21 protein-coding genes and 2 tRNA genes are annotated in these 26,148 nt (G+C 41.6%); 10 read left to right on the top strand and 13 right to left on the bottom strand.

Annotation, left to right across the window (positions count from 1 at the left end; all coding sequences use genetic code 11):
• The 5 genes from arnT (at position 1) to WDV74_RS09615 (ending at position 4,419) form a co-directional block, all read left to right on the top strand.
• A complete protein-coding gene (gene arnT / locus WDV74_RS09635) occupies positions 1–1,662 on the top strand; it encodes a lipid IV(A) 4-amino-4-deoxy-L-arabinosyltransferase (RefSeq protein ID WP_338882514.1) in 1,662 nt (553 codons plus the stop codon).
• A complete protein-coding gene (gene arnE, locus WDV74_RS09630) occupies positions 1,659–2,006 on the top strand; it encodes a 4-amino-4-deoxy-L-arabinose-phosphoundecaprenol flippase subunit ArnE (protein ID WP_338882512.1) in 348 nt (115 codons plus the stop codon). Before arnT ends, arnE begins: the two co-directional genes overlap by 4 nt.
• Positions 2,006–2,392, top strand: a complete 387-nt coding sequence (gene arnF / locus WDV74_RS09625) for a 4-amino-4-deoxy-L-arabinose-phosphoundecaprenol flippase subunit ArnF (protein WP_189760075.1) — start codon at positions 2,006–2,008, stop codon at positions 2,390–2,392. Before arnE ends, arnF begins: the two co-directional genes overlap by 1 nt.
• Positions 2,393–2,847: 455 nt before the next feature.
• Positions 2,848–3,327: an NlpC/P60 family protein gene (locus WDV74_RS09620; RefSeq protein WP_338882510.1), complete on the top strand. Its 480-nt coding sequence runs from the start codon at positions 2,848–2,850 to the stop codon at positions 3,325–3,327.
• Positions 3,328–3,402: 75 nt separating this feature from the next.
• On the top strand, positions 3,403–4,419 hold the full coding sequence (locus tag WDV74_RS09615; protein ID WP_338882508.1) for a lipoate--protein ligase A: 1,017 nt from the start codon (positions 3,403–3,405) through the stop codon (positions 4,417–4,419).
• Between the two features lie 112 nt (positions 4,420–4,531).
• Here WDV74_RS09615 and WDV74_RS09610 read toward each other — a convergent pair whose 3' ends face one another.
• Complete coding sequence (locus tag WDV74_RS09610; RefSeq protein WP_338882507.1) at positions 4,532–4,927, bottom strand: helix-turn-helix domain-containing protein; 396 nt, start codon at positions 4,925–4,927, stop codon at positions 4,532–4,534.
• Between the two features lie 246 nt (positions 4,928–5,173).
• On the opposite strand from WDV74_RS09610, the gene WDV74_RS09605 reads away from it, so the two are divergent.
• Positions 5,174–5,806 carry a hypothetical protein gene (locus WDV74_RS09605; protein WP_338882506.1) on the top strand — a complete coding sequence of 211 codons (633 nt, stop codon included), beginning with the start codon at positions 5,174–5,176 and terminating at the stop codon, positions 5,804–5,806.
• Between the two features lie 114 nt (positions 5,807–5,920).
• On the opposite strand, the gene WDV74_RS09600 is transcribed toward WDV74_RS09605, so the two are convergent.
• The 7 genes from WDV74_RS09600 to WDV74_RS09570 all read right to left on the bottom strand — a co-directional run bounded on the left by WDV74_RS09600 (position 5,921) and on the right by WDV74_RS09570 (position 14,113).
• The gene (locus WDV74_RS09600; RefSeq protein ID WP_338882505.1) at positions 5,921–6,703 is read right to left on the bottom strand and encodes a heme ABC transporter ATP-binding protein; all 783 of its coding nucleotides are present in this window, start codon (positions 6,701–6,703) and stop codon (positions 5,921–5,923) included.
• 11 nt (positions 6,704–6,714) lie between these two features.
• Positions 6,715–7,716 carry an iron ABC transporter permease gene (locus WDV74_RS09595; protein WP_338882504.1) on the bottom strand — a complete coding sequence of 334 codons (1,002 nt, stop codon included), beginning with the start codon at positions 7,714–7,716 and terminating at the stop codon, positions 6,715–6,717.
• Positions 7,713–8,531: a hemin ABC transporter substrate-binding protein gene (locus WDV74_RS09590; RefSeq protein WP_338882503.1), complete on the bottom strand. Its 819-nt coding sequence runs from the start codon at positions 8,529–8,531 to the stop codon at positions 7,713–7,715. The genes WDV74_RS09595 and WDV74_RS09590 overlap by 4 nt, the downstream gene beginning before the upstream one ends.
• The gene (locus WDV74_RS09585) at positions 8,528–9,601 is read right to left on the bottom strand and encodes a ChuX/HutX family heme-like substrate-binding protein (RefSeq protein ID WP_338882502.1); all 1,074 of its coding nucleotides are present in this window, start codon (positions 9,599–9,601) and stop codon (positions 8,528–8,530) included. Before WDV74_RS09585 ends, WDV74_RS09590 begins: the two co-directional genes overlap by 4 nt.
• Before the next feature lie 75 nt (positions 9,602–9,676).
• Positions 9,677–11,746, bottom strand: coding sequence for a TonB-dependent hemoglobin/transferrin/lactoferrin family receptor (locus WDV74_RS09580; RefSeq protein ID WP_338882501.1), 2,070 nt, complete (start codon positions 11,744–11,746; stop codon positions 9,677–9,679).
• 299 nt (positions 11,747–12,045) lie between these two features.
• Complete coding sequence (locus WDV74_RS09575; protein WP_338882500.1) at positions 12,046–13,092, bottom strand: 3-deoxy-7-phosphoheptulonate synthase; 1,047 nt, start codon at positions 13,090–13,092, stop codon at positions 12,046–12,048.
• A 157-nt stretch (positions 13,093–13,249) separates the two neighbouring features.
• Positions 13,250–14,113 carry a pyruvate, water dikinase regulatory protein gene (locus WDV74_RS09570; RefSeq protein WP_338882499.1) on the bottom strand — a complete coding sequence of 288 codons (864 nt, stop codon included), beginning with the start codon at positions 14,111–14,113 and terminating at the stop codon, positions 13,250–13,252.
• 189 nt (positions 14,114–14,302) lie between these two features.
• Here WDV74_RS09570 and ppsA point away from each other — a divergent pair, with 189 nt between their 5' ends.
• Positions 14,303–16,681, top strand: a complete 2,379-nt coding sequence (ppsA, locus tag WDV74_RS09565) for a phosphoenolpyruvate synthase (protein WP_338882498.1) — start codon at positions 14,303–14,305, stop codon at positions 16,679–16,681.
• 440 nt (positions 16,682–17,121) lie between these two features.
• On the opposite strand, the gene ydiK is transcribed toward ppsA, so the two are convergent.
• The gene (gene ydiK / locus WDV74_RS09560; RefSeq protein WP_338882497.1) at positions 17,122–18,231 is read right to left on the bottom strand and encodes an AI-2E family transporter YdiK; all 1,110 of its coding nucleotides are present in this window, start codon (positions 18,229–18,231) and stop codon (positions 17,122–17,124) included.
• 211 nt (positions 18,232–18,442) lie between these two features.
• Between ydiK and WDV74_RS09555 the strand changes: the two genes are divergently transcribed.
• The 3 genes from WDV74_RS09555 (at position 18,443) to WDV74_RS09545 (ending at position 23,074) form a co-directional block, all read left to right on the top strand.
• The gene (locus WDV74_RS09555; RefSeq protein ID WP_338882496.1) at positions 18,443–21,514 is read left to right on the top strand and encodes an FAD-binding and (Fe-S)-binding domain-containing protein; all 3,072 of its coding nucleotides are present in this window, start codon (positions 18,443–18,445) and stop codon (positions 21,512–21,514) included.
• On the top strand, positions 21,511–21,924 hold the full coding sequence (locus tag WDV74_RS09550) for a hotdog fold thioesterase (protein WP_338882495.1): 414 nt from the start codon (positions 21,511–21,513) through the stop codon (positions 21,922–21,924). The genes WDV74_RS09555 and WDV74_RS09550 overlap by 4 nt, the downstream gene beginning before the upstream one ends.
• Positions 21,925–22,084: 160 nt before the next feature.
• Entirely contained in the window at positions 22,085–23,074 is a 990-nt protein-coding gene (locus WDV74_RS09545; protein WP_338882494.1) for a L,D-transpeptidase family protein, read from the top strand.
• Positions 23,075–23,145: 71 nt separating this feature from the next.
• Here the strand turns inward: WDV74_RS09545 and WDV74_RS09540 are convergent, their stop codons facing one another.
• From WDV74_RS09540 to WDV74_RS09525, 4 genes are all read right to left on the bottom strand, one after another.
• A complete protein-coding gene (locus WDV74_RS09540; protein ID WP_338882493.1) occupies positions 23,146–23,382 on the bottom strand; it encodes a major outer membrane lipoprotein in 237 nt (78 codons plus the stop codon).
• Positions 23,383–23,970: 588 nt separating this feature from the next.
• Positions 23,971–25,380, bottom strand: a complete 1,410-nt coding sequence (gene pykF, locus WDV74_RS09535; protein ID WP_338882492.1) for a pyruvate kinase PykF — start codon at positions 25,378–25,380, stop codon at positions 23,971–23,973.
• A gap of 513 nt (positions 25,381–25,893) precedes the next feature.
• A tRNA-Val gene (locus WDV74_RS09530) sits at positions 25,894–25,970 on the bottom strand.
• Positions 25,971–26,002: 32 nt separating this feature from the next.
• A tRNA-Val gene (locus WDV74_RS09525) sits at positions 26,003–26,079 on the bottom strand.
• Positions 26,080–26,148 lie beyond the last annotated feature (69 nt).

The raw sequence follows: 26,148 nt of genomic DNA, 5'->3' as shown, positions 1-26,148 counted from the left end.
ATGTTGAACACCCGAACGAGTAAAGCAGGAGCCGTTCTGATGGCTCTTTTTTTTGTTCTTACTTACTTATTACCGCTGGATAGTCGTTCATTATGGCAACCGGATGAAACTCGGTATGCAGAAATTAGCCGGGAAATGCTGCAACGTGGGGATTGGATCGTACCGTATTTCCTGGATATCCGCTATTTTGAGAAACCAGTAGCAGGATATTGGATCAACAACATTAGCCAATGGATTTTTGGTGATAATAATTTTGCTGTCCGTTTTGGTTCCGTGCTTAGTATCCTAATCAGCGTGTTTCTTCTTTATCGTTTAGCAATGATGATGTGGCAATGTCGCCAGACTGCTTTCGTTTCCAGCCTGATCTACATTTCCATGTTTATTGTTTTTTCCATTGGTACTTACAGTGTCCTTGATCCTATGTTTTCTTTATGGATTACCGCGGGGATCGTAAGCTGTTATTGGGCGCTTAAGGCGGTGTCGATCCGAGAACGGATTTTGGCATGGTCTGTTCTGGGGCTGACCTGTGGGATGGCTTTTATGACAAAAGGCTTTCTAGCATTAGCATTACCCGTGATTGCCATGCTACCCATTACAATATATCAAAAGCGGTTTTTGGAAATGGTTCGTTTTGGTTCTCTTGCCGTAATTTTTGCTGTTTTGATAAGCCTACCGTGGGTGATTGCGATTGCTGTGCGTGAGCCGGATTACTGGCATTATTTCTTTTGGGTAGAGCACATACAGCGTTTTGCTTCTGATAAAGCTCAGCATATTGCACCTATTTGGTATTACTTACCCGTATTGATTTTAGGCGTGATCCCGTGGCTAGGGTTACTACCAGGTGCTTTAATCAAAAGCTGGAAGGAGAAAAAAAGTCACCCAGAAATGTTTTTTTTGTTTTGCTGGTTTGTTGTTCCATTTGTGTTTTTTAGTATCGCAAAAGGAAAATTACCAACTTACGTTTTACCCTTTATCGGCCCTTTAGCCTTAATGATGGCAAAATATGCTGTCGATTGCGTCAAAAATGGCCGCATGAACGTGTTGAAAATAAATGGGTTGGTGAACGTTTTCATCGGATTGCTTGCCATTTTGGTACTTTTTATTCTGGAAACCTTGAAGGATCCACCACTTTATCAACCCGACGAGTGGCTGAAATGGATTATGGGAATAATTGCCTTTGGCGTTTGGGGTGGGATTGGTTATCTCTGTTTTATTCGCGATGGTAAATATTGGTTATGGGCTGCCGCTTGTTCAATTATACTCAACCTATCCATAGGTAGTGCTTTACCTGATAAGACGATAAATTCGAAACTTCCTCAGCATTTCATTCAGCAAAACGAAAAAGAGTTGGCTGACAGTAAATATATTTTGGCTCAGTCTGTTGGGATGGGGGCTGCGGTTGCCTGGGAATTGAAACGCAGTGATATTTACCTGTTTGATCGTCAGGGAGAATTAAAATATGGTCTTGCATATCCTGATAGCCAATATCGATATATCACAGCGCAAAAATTTCCTGCATGGCTAGTAAAAGCACGTCAAAAAGGTCAAGTCGCGATTGTTTTTCTATTACCTTCAGAAGGTGAGTTGTCTGAACTACCAGAACCGGATTTTGTGCGTCGTAGTCATAGATTTGTGCTTGTGATTTATAAGAAACAGCCATGAGTAGCAATATAATCTTATTGATTTTGGTTAGCTTGTTTACTTGCGCGGGGCAATTATGCCAGAAGCAGGCAGTTGCTTGTTGGCAGAAAAAAGATACCCCGCATAAAGTAGTATCGATGGCGGCATGGCTGTCTAGTGCTATTCTTCTGTTGGGTATAGGAATGATATTTTGGTTGCGATTATTGCAATTTTTTCCATTGAGCATTGCTTACCCTATGCTTAGTATAAATTTTGTCATAGTGACTTTGATTGGGCAATTCTTGTATCAGGAAAAAGTGGGATTAAAGCACTGGATGGGAGTTTTTGCCATTATGTTCGGGATCTTATTGATGAGTTTAAGTTAATGAAAGGTTATCTTTGGGGGATGGCGAGTGTCCTGCTGATCACTGTAGCGCAATTGTTATTGAAGTGGGGAGTCGCCCATCTGCCGGAACTTTCGTTATCAATGCACTGGCTGGACATCAACTGGCTTTGGGCAAATCACAATCCTTTGCTGATGATTATGGCAGGGTTGGCGGGTTATATACTATCTATGTTATGTTGGTTTTTCACATTGAAATATCTGCCATTGAATAAAGCGTACCCTATTATTAGCTTGAGTTATGCCTTTGTTTATTTAATGGTGGCTTTATTACCTTGGTTTAGCGAAACAGTCTCACTGTTAAAAACGTTGGGCGTTTTTTTCATCTTATTGGGCGTTTGGTTAATCAGCAGACCGGAAACAAAATAGATAAAATTTGTCGTCACAGGTTTGTTTATTTCAGATATTTTACCTCTTTTTAATAAGGGGTATCCAGAATTAGCAGCAAACTTCAAATTTACACTCCAGCGGATTATTTACTTGGTAATTCCTCTGAGAATAATGAAGAATATCTTTGCACTTCTCAGTATCAAAGTGCCGATGCTAAAAAATTAGGTGTTTTTCTGCAACAAAACGTAAGTAAGACATTTCATTTTTGCTTCAATTGGCTTTAATTTTAAATCTATACTCTGAACTTAAGGCTGCGCTATGTGAAGTTTCAAGGGTGTGGCCTTTTTGTTTTCTTACAATAAAGTCGTTCTACAACGGTATATGGGATGCTATATGGGGGAAAATAGCTTAAAATAACCTTAACTGCACGAAAATGAGCAAGAAATATAACTCAGTTAATCAATGCAATAGCGAGTAATGGCGGGGTTTTGGTAATGAAATTAAGGTATTTGTTTTTTCTATCCAGTTTATTTCTTATTGGTTGTACCAACCCTGTTTCTAAGCCTAAATCATCTCCACTGAAGGCAAGTCTTTCTGATCCGATCATGGTCATTGCCCAATTAAAAGATCAACTTGAACGATGGCAAAATACGCCGTATCGCTATGGTGGCATGGATAAACATGGTATCGATTGTTCTGGCTTTGTGTACCGAACTTTTTCTGATCGTTTTAATATCCAGCTTCCCCGGACGACAAGTGAACAAACCCGAATAGGCACATGGATAAGTAAAGACGATCTGATGCCAGGGGATTTGGTTTTTTTCAAAACCGGCAGTGGAAAGAGTGGATTGCATGTGGGTATTTACGATACTAACAGTGAGTTTATTCATGCTTCCACAAGTAAGGGGGTAATACGTTCTTCCCTTGATAATGTATATTGGCGTCGTGTTTTTTGGCAAGCTCGTAGGATTTAACATTACGTCTATCTTATTGTTTCGGCAGTGCTTTATGATATCTTAAAGCGCTATTCTTTTTTGCCGGAGTCAAAAATGTCCTCATTACGTCTGTTGCTTTCAGATTCTCATGATCCTTGGTTTAACCTTGCTGTTGAAGAATGTATTTTTCGACAAATGCCTCCAAATCAGCGTGTCTTATTTTTATGGCGTAATGCCGATACTGTTGTGGTGGGACGCGCGCAGAATCCATGGAAAGAGTGTAACACTCGGAAAATGGAGCGAGATGGTATCAAACTGGCTCGGCGTAGTAGCGGAGGTGGTGCAGTTTTTCATGATTTGGGTAATACATGTTTCACTTTTATGGCAGGGAAGCCTGAATATAACAAAACCGTTTCCACACAAATCATCCTGGAAGGATTGCAGAAAACAGGAGTTCATGCAATCGCTTCTGGCCGCAATGATTTGGTTCTATCTTCCCCGGAAGGAGAGCGTAAAATTTCCGGCTCTGCGTATAAGGAAACAAAAGACAGAGGTTTTCATCACGGAACTTTGTTGATTAATGCAGATCTAAATCGACTTGCTGATTATCTTAATCCGGATCCTAAAAAGTTACAGACGAAAGGTATCACTTCAGTTCGTTCCAGGGTTATGAATTTGGCTGAGTTATTGCCTGACATCACGCATGAAAGGGTTTGTCAGGGGATTATCGATGCATTTTTTGCACACTTCGGTGAGACAGTCAAAGCGGAAGTGATTTCTCCCTTGGTTTTGCCTGATTTACCCGGTTTTAGTGATATTTTTGCTAAACAGAGTAGTTGGGAATGGAATTTTGGTCAGGCTCCTGCATTTAGTCATGTACTGGAGACGCGATTCCATTGGGGAGGGGTTGAATTACATGTTGATGTTGAACATGGTGTGATTAGCCGTTGCCAAGTTTTTACTGACAGTCTGGAACCTGCTCCGCTTGAAATATTGTCCGGAAAATTAATTGGGGTACTGTATCAGCCAGGAGCGGTTGGGCAAGTGATCTTGCAAATTAGTGAACAATATTCCGCTCTGGATGGCGAATTACAGCAATTATATCATTGGCTAATTAATGAACTTAAGTAATTGAATAATTTTCGGTAAAATACAAAAAAATGGCCAACGACAGGGAAGTTGACCATAAAAGGTGATAATTAATATAATTCTAATACATAGAGAGTTATTTTTTACTTCGTATTTATTCTTCACAATATTTATACTTGTGGATATATTCCTCACAATGCAAGAACGTCTTGAGCTCAGGTAGATATCCATTTTCTCGGAATTTAGCGGGTGTAGTATTAAAATGTTTTTTAAATATTCGGGTAAATGTAGCTTGAGAACTAAAACCATATTGAAGAGCAATGTCAAGAATTGGCAAATTGTCTTCACGTAAAGATCTGGCTGCTTCATGGAGACGACGACGACGTACATATTGGCCTAATGTACAGCCTTTCAACTCCTTAAAAATTCGTTGTAAATGCCATTTTGAGTAACCACTTTTATGGGCTATAGCATCTATTTTGATACCTTCAGTCCGTTGAAGTTGGCTTTCTAACCATCTTACAATATCGTTGATAACATTTTCTAACATGTTTACCTTCCACATGGGTGGGGTTTTGCTAAAAATACACTGATAAATAATTAGTTATGTTATTGCGTGAGCCATTTTAAGAATTTCTTTTTTATCGTATACGCAAAATGTGCTGTTTCAGATTAATAATTGTGACCTATGATTTATTTTTTTTCGATTAAAAAATAAATCATAGCACCAGATGTTTATCAGATTTTAGTGTAAGTGGTATTATGCTCCACATTATTGATTATAAACGAGGATGTAATGCAAACGGATATTATCTATTTAATCAGGAAACTGGTTTTTTTTATTTTCTACGCATTAGTGATAGCAGGAGTTACGGGTTTACTCTTTTTGGATGTTAATTACCTGAAAAATGGGGTACATGAAGATTCACTGACTGAAATTTTTCAGGAAATAACTTTGTTGATTATTGCTGCTTTGCTGTTTTATGAAGCCAAGAAAAATGTAAAGTTGCGCCCATCATTGGTATTAATGGCTGGTTTTTTCAGTTGTCTTCTGATTAGAGAATTAGATATCTATTTTGATAATCTCTTTTTTCATGGTGCATGGTCATGGTTTGCCATTCCACTTGCTTTAGTCTGTATTGGGTATGCCTGTAAATATGGGCAGCAAACTCTTTCTGGACTTGTCCATTTCACACGTCACCAAAGTTATTCGATGATGGCTTGTGGCTTGTTGTGTGTACTGGTGTTTTCCCGTTTATTTGGTATGGGTGAACTGTGGAAGGGATTGATGGATGAACATTTTAACCGAACGGTTAAAAATATGGTGGAAGAGGGCTGTGAAATGTTGGGTTATGCCCTGTGTTTTATTGCCACACTTTGGTATTTACCTTCAGTCCGCAAGCAACGTATTTCTAAAAATATTATTTAATTTTAAGCTGTTTTGAACTCGATTTTTACTTATTCGAGGCAAATTTTGCCGATCACAGCAAAATTTGCCTTTCTTATCTTTTTCTCATCATTAAAAGGGAATAAACGATATCTTTTATTTGCGGAGGTAGATCTGTGGCTGATGAGTTTCAGGGTGCTGCATAACGCCTAAATCGGCTTGATACCATTGCTTAAGAATATTGTCACGCAGTACATCTTGCGGAGTACCAGATGCGACTAATTGGCCTTTGTGCAACAAGACAATTTTATCGGCATAAAGTGAAGCCAGGTTCAAATCATGCAGTACACAACAGGCAGCAATGGGATGCTGTCGTGTCAGTCGGTGAACCAATCGCAATGTATGTTGTTGGTGATAAAGATCCAGTGCCGACGTGGGTTCATCCAAAAACAGACAAGATTCGGTAGGTACAGGGTGCCAAAGTTGAGCTAAGACCCTTGCCAGTTGAACCCGTTGTTGTTCCCCCCCGGATAATTGTTGATAATTCCTGTTTCTCAGTTCTTCACACTCTGTCAAAGCAATCGCTTCATCAATAGCGCTTTTTTTGTGGGAATTTTCATGGGGAACACGTCCCATAGCAATGACTTCCTCTACACTAAAGGGAAAGGAGAGGGCGCTATATTGTCGCATGACTGCACGAATACGAGCCAGTTGCTGGGTTGGCCAGCGAGAAATAGGCGTTCCTTTTAACAGACAATCTCCCGAACTGGGTTGGATATAGCCGGTCAATAGACGTAACAGTGTTGATTTCCCCGCCCCGTTTGGGCCAATAATTGCTACAACTTCCCCTTGATGCAGGGAAAGGGAAACATCCTTGATTATTTTACGCTGCCCGATGAAATAATTTAAATTTTGTGCTTCAAGTAAATTATTTGACATGCTCGGTTCCATTATGAACGGTTTCTTGATGGCTTAAGGATAAGCCATAAAAAATAGGGGGCACCGATCAAGCCAGTGATAAGGCCTACTGGCATTTCAGCAGGGGAAACTAATGTCCTGGCTAATGTGTCGGCTTTTAACAGAAGGCAGGCACCGCCCAATGCAGATATTGGCAGTAGCCAAGTGTGATCTCCCCCAAACTGCTGCCTGGCAAGGTGTGGGATAACGAGGCCAATGAAGCCAATGACACCGGTCAAAGCAACGGCACATCCAACTAGTAAGGCACTTAACAGCAATAATTGATATTTAGTGCGTTGGACATTAATACCTAAATAGTGTGCTTCTTCATCACCCAGTTGCAGCAAATTGAGTTTGCGTGATTGGCTGAGTGTCAGCATACAGACAGGGATAATGAGTGATGCCGCAATCGCCAGTGTTGGCCACTCTATTTGACTGAGTGAACCCATCATCCAAATGGAAAATTGGCGTAATTGTTGGTCGTTACTGATATAGCTCAATACACCAATAAATGACGAACAGAGTGCATTAATGGCGATGCCTGCAAGGAGTAGTTTTGACAGGTTGCCGTGGTTATATTTATTGAGAATGAATATTAGGGTTGATACTAATAGGCTGCCGATAAAAGCGGCAATAATATGTCCGTACAGCGCAATACTGGCAGGTAAGGCGAAAGGCAGCACAATAAACATTGCAACGGTAAGAGCTGCACCACTGCTGATCCCTAATAATCCGGGATCGGCCAGAGGGTTACGAAATAATCCTTGCATTACGGCACCGGATATAGCCAGCGCTCCTCCAACGAGGATCGCCAGCAAAATACGTGGGAGCCGAATGTTTAACCAGATTTGCCACTGTGGGTCATCCAAAGAGGATTCCCACAGTGTTTTAAAAGAAAGTGGCAATGCTCCCATATTTGCTGAGCTAATTGCCAGAAGGAACAACAATAAACTCAGTACTATCACACCGAAACTGGGAGAGCGGGAATGGCTCATTGCGCTTTCTCCGCAGCATCACGGACTTGTTTCATCACAGCGGGTGTTTGTAGGCCGAAACCAAGCAGGCCCATTTCATCAACAACCACGACTTGTTTTTTCTTTCCTGCTGGTGTGAAACTTAACCCAGGAAGCTGCCAAACTTTATCCATCCCACCTAACGTTTTTAGCCCCTCGGTGCTGACTAACAGTAAGTCCGGCTTGCTGGCAATAACCCCTTCCTGAGATAAAGGGCGGTATCCCTGGAAGCCTTGCATCGCATTTTTTGCCCCAATGGCACGAATAATTTGATCGGCTGCGGTTTTCTGACCAGCTGCCATTGGCATAATGCCACCGTGACTCATAACAAAGACTACTTTGGTGGAAATATCTGACGTGGCGATATCTGCGAGTTGTTGCCGATATTGGGCAATCAATTCGTTACCTCGTTTTTCTTGGTTGACCGCCTTGGCGACGGTCATGATTTTTGCAGGAACGGCTTCTAACGAGGTTTCGCTGGTCACTTTAATGACTTTTACACCAGAATCTTCGACTTGCTTGAGTGCGAGAGAAGGTTGGGCTGACTCACTCGCAATCACCAGTGAGGGGCGCATGGATAGAATCCCTTCTGAATTCAACATCCTCATATACCCGATATCAGGTAAGGAAAGCAGTTCCTTGGGATTTTGGCTGGTACTGTCCCTTGCGACAACGTGATGTCCTTCACCAAGTGCAAAAACAATTTCAGACACATCGCCACCAATGGTCACAATGCGTTCAGCAGAGAACACATTGAAAGAGATGGCAAGCATAAATGTTAGAAGCCATTTTTTCATGCTACACAAGTTTCCTGTTCTGGTTGCAGTTTAGGTAAAGCAGCAATCTGTTCACGCCATTGGGCCTGTTCAGGCGTGCCTTCAGTGCGTTGGCCGTATAACTGTGCGATTTGGTTGCCATTGGCATCAAACAACTCAAGACTGGTGACAAAGCCACAATCGGTGGGTTTACGGGTAACCCAGCTTTCTGCGATGGCACTTTCAATCAGATGCAGGGTGAAATTTTGGTTGAATATGTTGAGCCATTTCTGGGAAGAATTTTCTTCCTGATAAGGCATCAATCGTTCTAATTTACCTGTGAAAATCTGGACACAACCACGGTTTCCGACAAAGATCATGATTTCGTTTTGATCTTTATAGGCAACTTCAACAAGTTGAGTGAGTGCTGAATTATCCACGCGATAAGCCAAATCATCTTTAACGGCGTTAAAAATCTGCTGGCGGTTAAGATTGTGGCGTTTCATCATGATGAAGAATTGGTGAACATCCGTCATGGCACGCCATTCTTCATCTAACTGTACTTTCAGTTGTTCCGTTACTTCTGCATGTTCAGGCACTTCTTCCGGCTGAATTTCCAGCGCTGGATTTTCACTCGTCTGATATTTTTCGATCAGTGCATCCCATGCAGCCATATCGGTGTTGCTGGTGGCATAGATTTTATGCAAGGCATCACCTTGGCGGTCAAAGAATTGAATGCTATGACGCACACCACTCTTGGCGGGTTCAACCAAAGAGAAAACGCTGCTCCAGTGTTCGAAGAATAGACGCAAATCAAGTTCACGCGGATTAAGGATCAAACCAACATGTGGGCTAAATTTGGTATTTTCGTAGCGTCCAATATGTTCATGAACGGCAAAGTCATTTCGGGTAATTGCCTTGATTTCGCCAACTGCTGCCAGTTCTTGAAGCAGGGTAGGAGCGTCAATATTTAAACGTGTTGCGTCGATACCAACACGGCTATGCAATAACTCTCCTTCGCTGACATTAAGGTAAGCAGCCAGATCGCGTGCATATTTAGCTTTATTTTCTGCTTTGGCTTGTAGGTAACGCTCATAAAGTGATTGATTCACAGTTGCTAGCTCCTTAAAAAACGGTGTTTAAAAACAATGTTATTTTAAAATCGAGATAATAATCTGTTTGTTCTTTTACCACTGGTAGCTGACAAACAGTTTGGCATTACGACCATGCTGTGGTGCTCCCAGCGATGAGTAATAGGCTTTATCAAAGGCGTTACCCAGTACAACGGAGGTAGTTAGACCTTTTAATGTTCCAGTGCCATGATAGCTAACGTAGAAGTCATTGACGCCATAACCTGCGTATTGAGAAATCTTCCGGCCTTGTTCACTCCTATTGGTGCCATGTACCCCTTTCGTTTGGGTATGCTGGGTGAATTTACCGATCCATCCAATAGAGAAATCTGTGTCAGATAATGGAATATCTAATGTACTGGTTAGGGTATCGGGGGTCAGTGCTTCTATAGATGCCCCTGTTTCTTCGTTCTTACCCGTTGTCCGGTTGTAAGCGAGATCCCAACTGAACCAATCAGAATCGTACGTCATAGAAACATCCCAACCCCAAATTTTAGCTTTTGGGATATTGGAAGATGTCGTGAACCTCATATCAGGTGTCATAGTGAGAGAGATATAATCTTTCGCTTGAGTATCAAAATAACTGGCTTTAAATTTCAGGCCATCATTGTTGGCAAACAGTTCATCGAAACGCAACCCGAAACCGTATTCCTGAGTTTCATTGCTTTCAGGACGTAAATTTGGATTGGGTTTCCAATAGTTTGTAAATCCAGGAACCCCTTTCCTTGGGGGCATATAGAAATGTTCCGAATCATTATACATTTCACCCATGGTCGGAGAACGGAATGCTTGAGAATAAGAGGCAAATAGCATTGACCAATCTGTAGGGGTAATACTAATGGCGCCTTTTGATGACCATTTGTCGGCACTAATATCATCATATTTGCTATTTGTGGCTTTGTAATTGTCGTAACGTGTACCCACAATAAATGAGACAGGTAAATCACGCAGGGTCATTTCATCTTGAACCCAGCCAGATGCAAAACGGATATCGGCGTTGGGAAATCCCTTTACAATACTGCTACTTGGCTTTTGTTTTTGTTTATAGGCTTCACCACCATAGGTAAATTGGTGGGCTGCAAAGGTAGCACTTCCCAAATGGGAGCGGTTTTCAAGTTTTATACCATAAGTTTCTTGTTTACGACCTTCAAAAACCTTGTCTTTGCTTTTGTTATTAATATTGATATCGGAATAATAAATATCTGCTTTGGCGTTTAACCAACTATATTGGGCTGGGTTTAATTGATAAGACAATTGAGCATCACGTTGTGCTGTGGTGCGGTCTACTCGTTTGTTTCCCTCGCTATAGATGTCTTGTGGATTTTTAGGCTCATGTGCCTCATTGCGGTAATAACGCAAGTTGCCAGTGAGCTTTTGGTTGTCATCTATTTTCCAGGAACCTTTTACCAAAGCATTGCCAATGAGTTCGTCGTTATTTTCTGTTATGTCCTTTCCGAAACGGATATTTCCCGCGTCACGGGTGCCAAATGCAACTAAACCATCAAACTGTTCGGTTTTACCGAATGCAGCGCCCCCAAATCCCAGACTGTGGTCACCGCTCCCTGCGCGGCTAAAAACACGAAAACCCGTATTTTTGCCTTCTTCCAGTAAATCAGCAGCATCTACTGTTTGATAGGCAATAACCCCCCCCAAAGCCCCACTGCCATAAAGGAGTGCTGATGGGCCACGGACAACTTCCACTTGCTTAATCAAAGCGGGATCGAGGAAGACAGCATTAAGGTGTCCGGTATTAGTTCCTTGTCGAATACCATCAACAAGGGTCAAAACCCCTTTTTGGGTATAACCCCGAATGCTGATATCTTGTCCATTGGCGCGGCCAATACCCGCGACATTAACGCCTGGAATATTGCGTAGTAAATCATTTGCGTTGCCTGCAACCTGATTGCTGGCTGAATTGCCTTCAATGACTGTCACCATCATAGGGGCTTCAAAACTGTTACGTTGGTTACCAGTGGCATAGACGGTTACCGTGTCTTTGGAAGATTTCTCTTTCTTGGAATGTACTGTTTCCGAAGGCACTGTTGTGGCATACGCAGAAGATAAACTCGTGAAGATGAGTACACTTAATGTAGACAGTTTTAGGTTTGGTGATTTAATTAAAGTCATACAAGTCAATTTCCATGGTGAAATAGCGTGTTCTTATGAACATAATTAACTGATATATCACTGTTATTCAGTAGCGAGTTTGTTAGATTTTTTATTGTGTCAGAGTTGACTATCAATGCATTTGATTTTATTGAACAATAATTATTCTGATATTGAGAATAATTATCGTTTCAATAGTGGTTAACTTCAAGCTATTTTTTCTATACCTGAAATTTTGAGTTAATATTTTGATTTTAAAGGATTTAAATTTATGGCTATTGGCTCCCGATAGTCGGTGGGAGCCAAAATAAGGAAAGGATTCAGGAACGATTTCTCATGGCTTCATCAAGAATATTGATAAATTCTTCCGTGTCTTGCCAGCCAAGACATGGATCGGTAATAGATTGGCCGTAGGTCAAAGATCCTCCCCTAATAACTTTTTGCGTTCCCTCAACTAAAAAGCTTTCAGCCATAACACCAGCAATCGCTGTTGAGCCAGATTGGAGCTGTTCACCAATATTTCTTGCTATATCCAATTGACGACGATGAATTTTCTGGCAATTAGCATGGCTACAATCCACAATTAAGCGTTCAGGTAAGTGAAATTCACGTAATTTGTGGCAAGTTGCTGCAATATCTTCAGCACTGTAATTCGGCTTTTTCCCACCACGCATAATAATATGTCCATAGGGGTTGCCGCTGGTTTGATAAATCGTCATCTGACCGTTTTTATCTGGGGACAAAAACAGATGCCTGGCTCGTACTGCACGTATTGCATCAATAGCGATAAGCGTATTGCCATCCGTCCCGTTTTTAAAACCTACTGGACATGACAAGGCAGAGGCCATTTCTCGGTGAATTTGGCTCTCTGTTGTTCTGGCGCCGATCGCCCCCCAACTGATTAAATCGGCAATGTATTGACCAGTGACCATATCCAGAAATTCTGTGGCTGTCGGAACGCCTAATTCATTGATATCAATTAACAGCTTACGGGCAAGAGAGAGTCCTTTATTAACCTGGCAAGAGCCGTCTAACAGGGGATCTGAAATCAAGCCTTTCCAGCCAACAACGGTTCTTGGTTTCTCGAAATAAGTTCGCATCACAATTTCTAGATTTTGCTGGTATTTTTCGCGCAGGATGCGTAAGCGAGAGGCATAATCAAGCGCTGCATCAACATCATGAATGGAGCAAGGGCCAATAATAACGAGTAGACGTTGATCTTCGCCTGTCAGGATGGATTCAATACGCTTTCGTGACAATGTCACATTTTGTGAGATTTTATCTGGTATAGGATATTGTGCGGTAAGTACTTGAGGTGTGATCAGGCTATCAATGCGGTGGGTTCTTAACTCATCTGTTTTGTACATATACTTTCTTTCTCGGATTTTACTTTATATTGTGACAGAGTCTGGAATAACTGGGGAATCACAATAACTCAACCCCCAGCAAATTCAACAGACAATCATGATAATTACGCGAGAAAGTGTCGTGAGTAAATATTGTTAAGTATGTTGCGTTTTGAAATCAGAACATACGGCGTTTTAATCCCATGCTGTCAATAATTTTGGCCGAAATCTCTTCGACAGAATAATTAGTGGTATTCAGGTAATTGATCTTATTTTTTCGGAATAAAGCCTCAACTTCAGCAATTTCGACCCGACATTGTCGTAATGAGGCATAACGGCTATTTTCACGCCGCTCTTCACGAATAGTTGCAAGCCTTTCTGGGCTAATCGTCAGACCAAATAATTTATGCTGAAAAGGTTTTAAAGCCGCTGGTAACTGCAAATTATCCATATCATCTGCGGTAAAAGGATAGTTTGCAGCCTGAATACCAAATTGCATAGCAAGGTAGAGGCTGGTTGGTGTTTTCCCACATCGAGATACACCAAGAATAATGACTTGAGCCTGATCAAGGTTACGTAATGAAATACCATCATCGTGAGCGAGAGTGTAATCAATGGCCGCAATGCGAGCGTCATATTGCCCCAGATTTTTTCTAGATAAACCATGAGTTCGGTGTAATTCTGGTTTTGGTTCCAAGCCAATTTCTTGTTGTAACGGTGCAACTAATGTTTGAACAATATCCTGACAAAATCCATTGCTTCTGGTAATAATGCTTTTCACTTCATCTGAAATGATGGAATAAAAAACGAGTGGCTTAATTTGGGTTTGCTGATATATCGCGTTTATTTGATCCCTGACTTCCTCTGCTCTAGCCTTGCTAGTCACAAAAGGTAAGGTATAGGAAGTAATAGTAATTGGAAATTGGGATAATACAGCATGGCCTAATACTTCGGCCGTGATTGCTGTTCCATCGGAAATAAAAAACACACTGCGTTCCAGTATTTCATTTTTCGCTGTTTGAGGGGAATGGATCTCTATCATTGTCTCTCTTCTTTTATCGTTATGCCCTTAGGATTTTTTTCCAGATTATACCTGTAAAAAAATAATGTTGTTGGGTTGATCGATTCACCTTTCTATATCTGTCAAGACAATGTGTTAGGCTATTTCCTGCTGTGAAGTGCAGCTTTAATTTTCCGATTGTACCTCCGAATGTAAAAAGGATAGTTTCTAATGTCCAATAGTGGCCTCACCTCAAGTAATGTGCTTTGGTATAACCAATTAGGCATGAATGACGTTAATCGGGTTGGTGGTAAAAACGCCTCACTTGGCGAGATGATTACTAATCTGGCTGAACTTGGCGTGATCGTTCCCAATGGTTTTGCTACAACGGCACAAGCATTTAATGATTTCTTGGAACAAAGTGGTGTGAACCAGCGTATTTATCAATTGCTGGATGAAACTAATGTTGATGATGTCAATGAATTAGCTAAAGCTGGCGCCCAGATCCGTCAGTGGGTTATTAATACGCCATTTACAGCTCAGCTTGAAAAAGATATTCGTGATGCCTATCTACAATTGTCTGAAGGTGAGCCTGATGCCTCTTTCGCCGTGCGCTCTTCCGCAACAGCAGAAGATATGCCAGATGCTTCTTTTGCTGGACAGCAAGAAACTTTCTTGAATGTGCAAGGTATTGATGCGGTTATGGTGGCTATCAAGCATGTTTTTGCATCACTTTTTAATGATCGTGCTATCTCTTATCGTGTCCATCAGGGGTATGACCACCGCGGTGTTGCACTTTCTGCGGGTATACAACGTATGGTGCGTTCTGATTTGGCTTCGTCTGGCGTGATGTTCACGATTGATACTGAATCAGGTTTTGATCAGGTTGTATTCATTACATCAGCATATGGTTTGGGAGAGATGGTTGTTCAGGGGGCGGTAAACCCTGATGAATTTTATGTCCACAAACCGACGTTGAATAACAATCGTCCTGCAATAGTGCGCCGTAATCTTGGCTCTAAAAAAATACGCATGGTTTATGCAAATAGTAAAGAGCATGGGAAGCAAGTGCGTACGGAAACGGTATCAGATGAATTGCGCAATCGTTTCTCTTTAGCTGACAGTGAAGTGGAAGAGTTGGCCAGACAAGCTTTGCTGATTGAGAAACATTACGGTCGTCCAATGGATATCGAATGGGCGAAAGATGGACACAATGGCAAGTTATACATTGTTCAAGCCCGTCCTGAAACGGTTCGGTCAAATCAGCAGGTAATGGAACGTTACCAACTCAATGAGCAAGGTAATGTACTGATAGAAGGTCGAGCAATTGGGCATCGCATTGGTGTTGGAACAGTCAAAGTTATCCACAATCTTAGTGAAATGGATCGTATTCAAGTGGGGGATGTACTGGTCACTGATATGACTGATCCGGATTGGGAACCGATCATGAAAAGAGCAGCCGCAATTGTCACTAATCGTGGTGGACGTACCTGTCATGCAGCCATTATCGCTCGTGAACTGGGCATTCCTGCCGTTGTGGGGTGTGGAGATGCGACTGAGCGTTTGCAAGAAGGCCAACAGGTAACAGTTTCTTGTTCAGAAGGTGATACAGGTTACGTTTATCAGAATAAGTTGGACTTTAGCGTCCAAAGTTCCCAAGTTGATAAACTGCCAGAATTAGATGTGAAGATTATGATGAATGTGGGTAATCCTGATCGCGCATTTGATTTCGCCTGTTTGCCAAATGAAGGGATTGGTTTGGCTCGACTGGAGTTTATTATTAACCGAATGATCGGTGTGCACCCTCGTGCCCTGCTTGAATTCTCCAAACAATCTCCTGAGCTACAAGGGCAAATTAACTCATTGATGGTTGGTTACAGTGATCCTATTGAGTTTTATGTAGGGAAATTGACGGAAGGGATTGCAACGCTTGCGGCAGCCTTTTGGCCAAAACGTGTGATTGTTCGCTTATCAGATTTCAAATCCAATGAATATGCGAACTTAGTGGGTGGAGACAGGTATGAACCACAGGAAGAAAACCCCATGCTGGGTTTCCGTGGAGCGGGGCGCTACGTTTCTGACAGTTTCCGCCAATGTTTTGCTTTGGAGTGTGAGGCGATCAAGCGGGTACGTAATGTGATGGGATTAACTAACGTTGAAGTGATGATCCCGTTTGTGCGTACTGTTGCTCAAGCAGAAGCAGTGATAGCGGAATTGGCATCTCAGGGTTTGAAACGCGGTGAGAATGGCTTGAAAGTTATCATGATGTGTGAAATTCCATCGAATGCGTTGTTAGCAGATCAATTTCTTGAATATTTTGACGGCTTCTCAATTGGCTCAAATGATATGACGCAATTAGCTTTGGGATTAGATCGTGATTCTGGTGTGGTATCCGAATTATTCGACGAGCGTAATGAAGCAGTGAAACAATTACTTTCAATGGCTATTCAAGCAGCTAAACGGCAGGGGAAATATGTTGGTATTTGTGGACAAGGACCTTCGGATCATGAAGATTTTGCTCAATGGCTAATGAAGGAAGGAATTGACAGTTTATCATTGAATCCTGATACGGTTGTGAAAACCTGGATTTCTTTGGCTGAAAATAATTAGTTGTAAATAACTCATTATTTAATTCAAATTAAAAAGCCTGTTAAAATATTTTCAGGCTTTTATATTTTATATCACATAACTTTTTTTGTAATACCAAAAAAAAAGCCTATCATGGGCTGACAGGCAAAGACTACACACAGCAATATATATTACTTTATTGACCCTGGCCTATGGCGTTATAGGCCGAGGCAGCAATACTCTGGAAAACATTTGTTTCGATGAAGTGAATACTAATTTAATAAATGAATTTATTCATTAAGAATTCTCTTAATAAACAGAGGCTAGAAAATAAACTTTGGAAAAATAACTTTTTTGCAACAATTTTCTTAAGGGGAGTTATTTATTCTGAAAATAAGTGGGTATTTTAGAGAGTGGTTTGGTGATATATTAATCAGTTTGATAACTGCGCGAAAAAATTATATTTCCGCGCAGTTATTTGATTATTTGATATGCTTTTTCCCAAAATATTTTTCTATATCTGTCATTTTTCCTTCGGGTTTAGGAACTTCATTCATCCATGCCAATAGCAAACTGTAAGAAACAGCTAATACAACGGGCCCAATAAATAGCCCGATAACACCCAATGAAAGGATCCCGCCGATGACACCAGTAAGAATTAATACCATCGGCAAGTCAGCACCAAGACGGATCAGGAATGGGCGTAGGATACCATCCATGGTGGTTAATACCAGGCTCCAGATAATTAAAATTGTTCCCCAGGTTGTTTCTCCTGTCCAATAAAGCCATGCGATAGAGGGAACGAGAACAAACAGAGGCCCTAGCTGGGCAACACAGCATACAAACATGAGTACTGTCAATATCATTGGATACGGAATGCCGGCAATTGCTAGCCCAATTCCACCCGCAATGGCCTGAACCAACGCCGTTACCACCACGCCAAGAGCTACGGCTCTGATCGATTGGGCAGCCAGCAATACGACAGCATCACCGCGTTTATCCGCCAGCCGGATAGCAAAATGACGGATACTCAGCATAACCTGATCACCCTTCCAATAAAGTAATACACTGAACATGACCATCAGTGCCAGATGGAAAAGGAAGCGTCCTGCATTAGCGGCTTGGGTAAAAAACCACGTTGCTGCTTTACCGATGTAAGGAGGAATTTTGTTGAGTAGTATGTTACTGCCATCAGCAATCAAATCCTGCCATTTAAGATATAAATCTTCGCCAATGACCGGTACTCGATTGAGCCATTCCAACTGTGGCAGATGGAAAGAGGAAGGTGATTTTGCCCATTCAATCAAAGGAGCACTGTTTTCTACCAAGCTACTGACCAGTAACGCAATCGGAATAACAAATAACAAAACTAACAGTAATGTCATGATAGAAACTGCAATCCAGCGTTTTCCCCATAGCCGTTGTTGTAATTTCTCCAATAATGGCCAGGTTGCGATAACCACCATTCCTGACCAAATAAATCCCAAAATGAAGGGACTTAAGACCCAAAAGCTGGTGGTAATGAGCAATAAAATGAAGAATAGAGCGAATAACAACTTAGGTAAATCTTGGTGTGATTGTGATTTTTCCATGAAATCATTTCTCAGGTAATTAAATGTGTTGGCAGTAACAACGGTAATTAAATATAACGATATTTCATTGGTTGCTCAAAATCGATAAATATTGTGATATGGTTAAAAGCCTGCCTGCTCAGAAAGTAGAAAATTGTCTGAGTTACGTTATCCAAGATAGTATATAGATAAAGCAATGTGGATATTTATTAGAATAAGGGGCAATTAGCCAATGATCCCACGTATATCACAAGCCCCCCATGCCAGTGAACTGGCACAGAACTATTTGATTGCACTGAAAGAAGCGGGTTTTACTGGAGACACCGCCAGTAGTTATGCCGATAGGCTGACTATGGCGACAGATAACAGTATTTATCAACTGTTACCACAAGCTGTTGTATTTCCTCGTTCTGGTGCTGATGTTGTTTTGCTGACAAGAATAGCAGAAGAGGAGCGTTTTAAGGCACTGACGTTTACCCCCCGCGGCGGTGGAACTGGCACGAATGGGCAATCACTTAACAATGGTATTGTGGTGGATATGTCCCGTTATATGAACCGCATTTTGGAAATCAACCCAGAGCAGGGATGGGTAAGGGTAGAAACTGGTGTTATCAAAGATCAGCTTAATCAATACCTAAAACCTTTCGGTTATTTTTTCTCTCCAGAACTTTCAACCAGTAATCGTGCTACGTTAGGCGGCATGATCAATACGGATGCTTCCGGTCAGGGATCGTTGGTTTATGGTAAGACCTCGGATCATGTACTAGGTGTACGTGCTGTTTTATTGGGAGGGGAAATGTTAGATACCCGCCCTATGAGTACAGCATTGGCGGAATCGATTGCCCAAGAAGAGAGTATCGTTGGTCGTGTTTATAAAACGGTATTGGAACGTTGCCGTGAACAACGGAAACTAATCATTGAGAAATTCCCTAAACTCAATCGATTTTTGACGGGGTACGATTTACGCCATGTATTCAGCGATGATATGCAGTCTTTTGATCTCACCCGTATTTTGACGGGTTCTGAAGGTACTTTGGCCTTCATTACCGAGGCGACGCTGGATATCACACCGTTACCTAAAGTCAGGCGACTGGTGAATGTCAAATATAATTCCTTTGATTCTGCCTTACGTAATGCTCCCTTTATGGTCGAAGCCAAAGCGCTTTCAGTAGAGACGGTGGACTCTAAGGTACTCAATCTGGCGCGCGAAGATATTATCTGGCATTCAGTGAAGGAATTGATTACAGATGTGCCTGATAAGGATATGCAAGGCCTGAATATTGTCGAATTCAGTGGTAATGATGAACAAAAAATTGATCAGCAGTTGCAGGAGCTTTGCTTACGTCTTGATGAATTGATGGAAAAAAATCAGGCGGGCATTATTGGCTATCAGATATGCCATGATTTGAGGGATATTGAACGCATTTATGCCATGCGGAAAAAATCTGTCGGATTGTTAGGCAACAGTAAAGGTCCAGCTAAACCCATTCCATTTGTCGAGGATACTTGTGTTCCTCCTCAACACCTTGCCGATTACATTGCTGAATTTCGCCAGCTTTTGGATAATCACCAACTGAATTACGGTATGTTTGGTCATGTAGATGCAGGTGTTTTACACGTGCGTCCCGCGTTGGATATGTGTGATCCTCAGCAGGAAATCTTGATGAAACAGATTTCTGATGAAGTTGTTCATTTGACGGCCAAATATGGCGGTTTGTTATGGGGAGAACATGGAAAGGGCTTTCGAGCAGAATATAGCCCTGCCTTTTTTGGTGAGCTTTTGTATAACGAACTGCGCCGAATAAAAGCAGCATTTGATCCACTCAATCGCCTCAATCCGGGGAAAATTTGTCCACCAATTGGTGTCGATGCGCCAATGATGAAAGTGGATGCAGCCAAGCGCGGAACTTACGATCGTACCATTCCTGTCAATGTAAGGACTGCATTTCGTGGTGCAATGGAATGTAATGGTAATGGGTTATGCTTCAATTTCGATGTCAGAAGCCCAATGTGTCCATCAATGAAAATCAGCCAGCATCGCATACATTCTCCCAAAGGCAGGGCGACTCTGGTGAGAGAATGGTTGCGGCTTTTGACCGAACAAGGGGTTGAACCCAAATTGCTGGAGCATGGGCTGGATCAAGCGCGCCCCAGCTTGCGGGGATTGATTGAAAAAACTCGTCATAGCTGGCTGGCGTGGCGAGGTGAATATGATTTCTCACATGAAGTTAAAGAGGCCATGTCAGGTTGTTTAGCCTGTAAAGCGTGTTCCACACAGTGCCCGATCAAGATTGATGTCCCTTCGTTTCGTTCACGCTTCTTAGCTTTGTATCACAGCCGTTACTTGCGTCCGTTGTGTGATCATATTGTTGCTAATGTTGAACACAGTACGCCATTGATGGCAAGAGCGCCGCGAGTATTTAATTTTTTCCTGAAACAACCATGGGTACAAAAAGTTAGCCAGCATGCCATTGGCATGGCTGATCTGCCGTTACTCTCCTACCCGACATTGCAACAGCAACTTGCTGGCCATTATGCAGCAAGGACAACACTGGAACAGTTGGAAGTCATGTCATCATTACAGCGTGACCAACATGTGCTGATTGTCCAGGATCCTTTTACCAGTTATTACGATGCGAAAGTGGTCACCGATTTTGTATTGTTGACAGAAAAATTGGGGTATAAGCCGGTCTTATTGCCATTTTCACCCAATGGAAAGGCGCAGCATGTGAAAGGGTTCTTGAATCGATTTGCCAAAACTGCGGGAAAAACAGCTGACTTCCTTAATCGGATAGCGTGTTTGAATATTCCTATGGTAGGTGTCGATCCTGCTTTAGTTCTGTGTTATCGAGATGAATACAACGCTATTCTCGGTGAGCGAAGGGGAAATTTTAACGTTCAGCTGGTACATGAGTGGTTAATCAGCATCCTGCCGGAAAAAATGTCACAAGTGAAAAATGGTGGTTCCATGTCCAAAGATGCCTGGTATTTGCTTGGACACTGTACCGAAGTGACAGCATTGCCTAATAGCGGCAAACAGTGGGCTGATATCTTCTGCCATTTTGGTCATCAATTGAATCATGTCAATGTTGGATGCTGTGGCATGGCAGGTACTTATGGTCACGAAAAGAAAAATCTGGAGAAATCCATTGGCATCTACAAACTTTCATGGGCTTCGGCACTGAAAAATCTCTCCTTAGAACATTGCCTGAGTACAGGGTATTCGTGCCGCAGTCAGGTGAAGCGTATAGAAGGAAAACAGCTTAAACATCCATTACAAGCCCTATTGGAGATAATGTCGTGATTTGGAAACGTAATATAGATGTAAATACACTGAATCAATTTAATAGTGAGTGTATGGTAAAACATGTCGGGATCGAATTTACCCAGATTGGCGATGATTTTATCGAAGGAACAATGCCAGTCGATCAACGAACTAAACAGCCATTCGGGATCTTGCATGGCGGGGCATCTGTGGTATTGGCTGAAACACTTGGCTCGATTGCAGGTTATCTCTGTTCGGAAGGCGAACAGAAAGTGGTGGGAGTAGAGATTAATGCTAACCACCTTAAATCTGTTTATGAAGGCATGGTTAAAGGCATTTGTAAACCTGTTCATCTTGGTCGTTCACATCAGGTCTGGCAGATTGATATCTATAATGATCAACAACAATTATGCTGCACATCCCGCCTGACAACGGCTGTTTTATCTTAGTTATCTACCTATTATGTTTTTGTTCCTGTCAGTATTTACCTGATGGGAACAGTCAAACGATATCAATCCCGCTTTGATTACTACGAATAAGATAGAATAGTTTTGCAAAATAGGCTATTAATTAACCACCACATTCAAGCATCATTTTCAGGAAGCACGTATGAAGCGATTTTTAACTGTTATCGGCATGTTCTTGATTGGCATGTTGTCGTTAAGTGGATTGACCAATATCGCCCATGCTATCGAGTATCCATTGCCTCCTGCCAATAGCCGCCTGATTGGCGAAAACTCTACCTATATTGTGCCCGATGATGGGCGTCCATTAGAATCCATTGCTGCCAAATACCAAATAGGATTATTAGCGATGTTGGAAGCAAATCCTGGTGTCGATCCTTACTTACCTAAACCAGGTACTGAGTTAATTATTCCATCACAGATGCTGCTTCCAGACACTCCCCGCCAAGGAATTATTATCAACCTGGCTGAGCTTAGGCTTTATTATTTTCCTGAGGGAAAAAATTATGTTGTTGTTTATCCTATTGGAATAGGCCAACTTGGGCGTAACACGCCGATTATGACAACGTCAGTCAGCCAATTAATTAAAAACCCGACATGGACACCAACCGTTAATATTCGTAAGGATTATGCTAGTCGGGGAATTATTTTGCCTGCTGTCATACCCGCAGGTCCTGATAATCCAATGGGGGATTTTGCCTTACGTTTGGCTGCTGGGCGTGGCGAGTATCTGATCCACGGTACAAATGCGAATTTTGGCATTGGTATGCGTGTGAGTTCAGGATGTATTCGTTTGCGGCCTGAGGATATTGAAAATTTGTTTCGGACTGTCCCACGAGGAACCCGTGTCCAAGTTATTAATGAGCCGGTGAAATATTCTGTAGAGCCAGATGGTAAGCGCTATGTGGAAGTTCATCAGCCACTGTCTAATAAAGAGACAGATGATCCACAAACAATGCCGATCTCACGTTCTGAAGGATTAGTGAAGTTCGTTAATCATCGTGAAACAGATGAATTTCTTGTTGATCAAGCGATTATTCGTCGTTCAGGTATGCCAGTACAAGTGAATATAGGGTTAGTTACCAATATGCCACCACTACATCAACCAGGGCCGATTTACCAACCTGAAACCTAAGAAATAGGAATGGCGTACTACTGTACGCCATTTTTTATCAATAATTTCTACTGACTTTCCTACTATAAAAATTATTTCTTGTATGAACGAACTTGGTTATCAAGGCGTTGGTTCGCACGAGCAGCTTCGTCTCTGGCTGATTGTACATCAGAACGAACAGAACTGAGATCACTGCTCAATTGGTCAACTTTGGAACCGAGAGTTTGAACCTGAGAGGCAAGTTGTTCAACTTTAGTAGCGCTTGAACAGCCCGCTAACAGAGTAGAAGCCAGAATTACTGCACCAAATACAACTTTAGTACGATTCATTACATTACCCTCTAGATTAAGTTAATCACCAAGTAGCCATCTAAGTATTACACAAACTGTTTTGGAAAGAGAATAAATTTTTGCTATGAAAAAAATTTCACTATTCTTTATTTCAAAATAAACCAATAATTTTTTGGATATCGGCAATAAAAGGCAACACAAATGATAGTGTAACTTATATGTTTAATTATTTTTAATGATAAAAGGATGTTTGAATTAATATTGTTAAATTAACACGAATTATTGTTATATACGTATTAAATTTAAAGTTGCCATTTACAATACTATATGAAACCTGATTTCTCCCCGCAAGGCGGGGGGAAATCACATACATTTTGAAGTTAGATGGGTATATAAAAAATCTTTTGACTCAAACATAAATGGAGAAAATAGTAAAATATGAAGAAACCCATATTTGTATTATACAAATATGGGTTTCTTTATGATTCTATACGCATTAAACTTCAAGTTGCAATTTACAACACGCTATGAAACCTGATTTCTCCCCGCAAAGCGGGGAGAAATCACATGCATCTTGAAGTTATATTGGTATAGTACTGCCAAGTTTAGGCAGTACTGTTATTTGGCCTATAGCACGTGAACAGAGGAAGTGTTTGTGGTGCCACTTGGTACTAATGCGCCGGATACCATAACAACGATATCCCCTTTGTGTGCCATACCACTTGCCAATGCGGCTTCTTTACCAAGGCGATAAAAATCATCGGTAGAGGCGATTTCTTTGACAACCTGGGTGGAAACACCTTTGACCAACAGCAATTGACGAGCTGTGATTTCATTTGTTGTCAACGCAAGGATTGAGGCATTAGGGAAATATTTGCGGATAGATCTTGCAGACTTACCACCATATGTTGCCACGACAATTAATGGAGCTTCCAATTTTTCTGCAATTTCAACCGCGCCACGGCACACTGCTTCGGTAACACGCAATTTCTGAGTTCTGGTATGTTCAATTTTGCTGCCCATAACGCGATCTGTACGTTCACAGATTGTTGCCATGATAGAAACGGCTTCAACAGGGTATTTTCCTTTCGCACTTTCACCAGAAAGCATTACTGCATCGGTACCGTCTAAAATAGCGTTAGCAACATCGCCGGCTTCAGCGCGGGTAGGGCGTGGGTTTTTGATCATTGAATCCAGCATCTGGGTGGCAGTGATAACAACCTTACGAGCTGCATTACATTTTTCGATCATCATTTTTTGCGCGAAGATAACTTCTTCTACTGGGATTTCAACACCCAGATCACCACGGGCAACCATGATGCCATCAGACGCTTCGAGAATTTCATCGAAGTTATTTAGGCCTTCTTGATTTTCAATTTTGGAAATAATTTGGATGTGTTCGCCACCATGAGCTTTCAGGTGTTCACGGATTTCCAGTACATCGGAGCGTTTACGGATAAAAGATGCCGCAACGAAATCTACGCCTTGCTCACAACCAAAGATCAAATCCTGTTTATCTTTTTCTGCCAGTGCAGGCAGGTTGATAGAAACATTTGGCAGGTTAACACCCTTGTTTTCACCTAAGTCACCGTTGTTCAATACCTCACAGATGACTTCAGTAGCGGTAGTTGCTTTAACTGTCATGGCGATCAAACCATCATCAACCAATACAGTGTTTCCTGGTTTCAAATCTTCTGGCAGTCCAGTATACGTTACAGCGACACGATCTCGATTGCCAATAACAGATTTATCTGTTGTAAAGGTGAAAGTTTGGCCCGCGATAAGAGAGACGTCATTGCCATCTTCCAGTTTCATGGTACGGATTTCGGGACCCTTAGTATCCAGTAATATTGCTGCTTTTTTGCTCGTTTTAGCTACAACCGCGCGAATATTTTTAATGCGCTGACCATGTTCTTCATAGTCACCGTGAGAAAAGTTCAGGCGCATCACATTCATACCAGCATTAAGCAACTCGGTCAATTTCTCTTCGGATTCTGTTTTTGGCCCGATAGTACAAACAATTTTGGTTTTTTTCATGACAATCTATCTACTGATTTTAATGGATTAAAAGAGTGAATCGCCAGCCATTAACGTCTATGCCAGCATCATCTGGTGTTATGGGTTGCGCAACATAGTGAAAACGGATAGCAATAGAAAATAGATAATGTAAGAGTCAAATAGTTTTTCAGCGTGAATTTAGGCATGTGTAGATATGCGGATTTAGTTTGATTAATCATCTGTAATTTTTTCTGAATTCGGTAAATTAATTGGCTGAAACCATTCAACTTATGACATAAACGTATTATAGAGACTAATTTCTGTGAAATGAATCAAAAAATGGCTCTCGAAAGGATTTCCATACAGAAAAGAGGAGATAGTTATGACTCATGATTAAAGAAATCAGAGAGTTGTTGCGCAAACAAAATATAATGGAATTTTTACTACGCAAGCAGATCAGGTAACAACTGGCATGTAAGCAAAGGAATGTTAGAGTGAAAAAACTGGAAAATGTAAGCAGAACAAGAAAAGTGTGAAGTGATGAATGAGATATGGTGCGTCCGAGTGGACTCGAACCACCGACCCCCACCATGTCAAGGTGGTGCTCTAACCAACTGAGCTACGGACGCACATTAAGATTCTTTTTTGTCAACCGGATATTTGGTGCGTCCGAGTGGACTCGAACCACCGACCCCCACCATGTCAAGGTGGTGCTCTAACCAACTGAGCTACGGACGCAATCTAAATTTCCGTGACTGACAACGGGGACGAATATTAACGGGCACTGAGCTTTCTGGCAAGGGGAAA

Origin of the sequence: Xenorhabdus sp. TH1, assembly GCF_037260955.1 — a bacterium.
Lineage (GTDB): Bacteria > Pseudomonadota > Gammaproteobacteria > Enterobacterales > Enterobacteriaceae > Xenorhabdus > Xenorhabdus griffiniae.
This window is presented reverse-complemented; position numbering and strand designations above follow the sequence as displayed.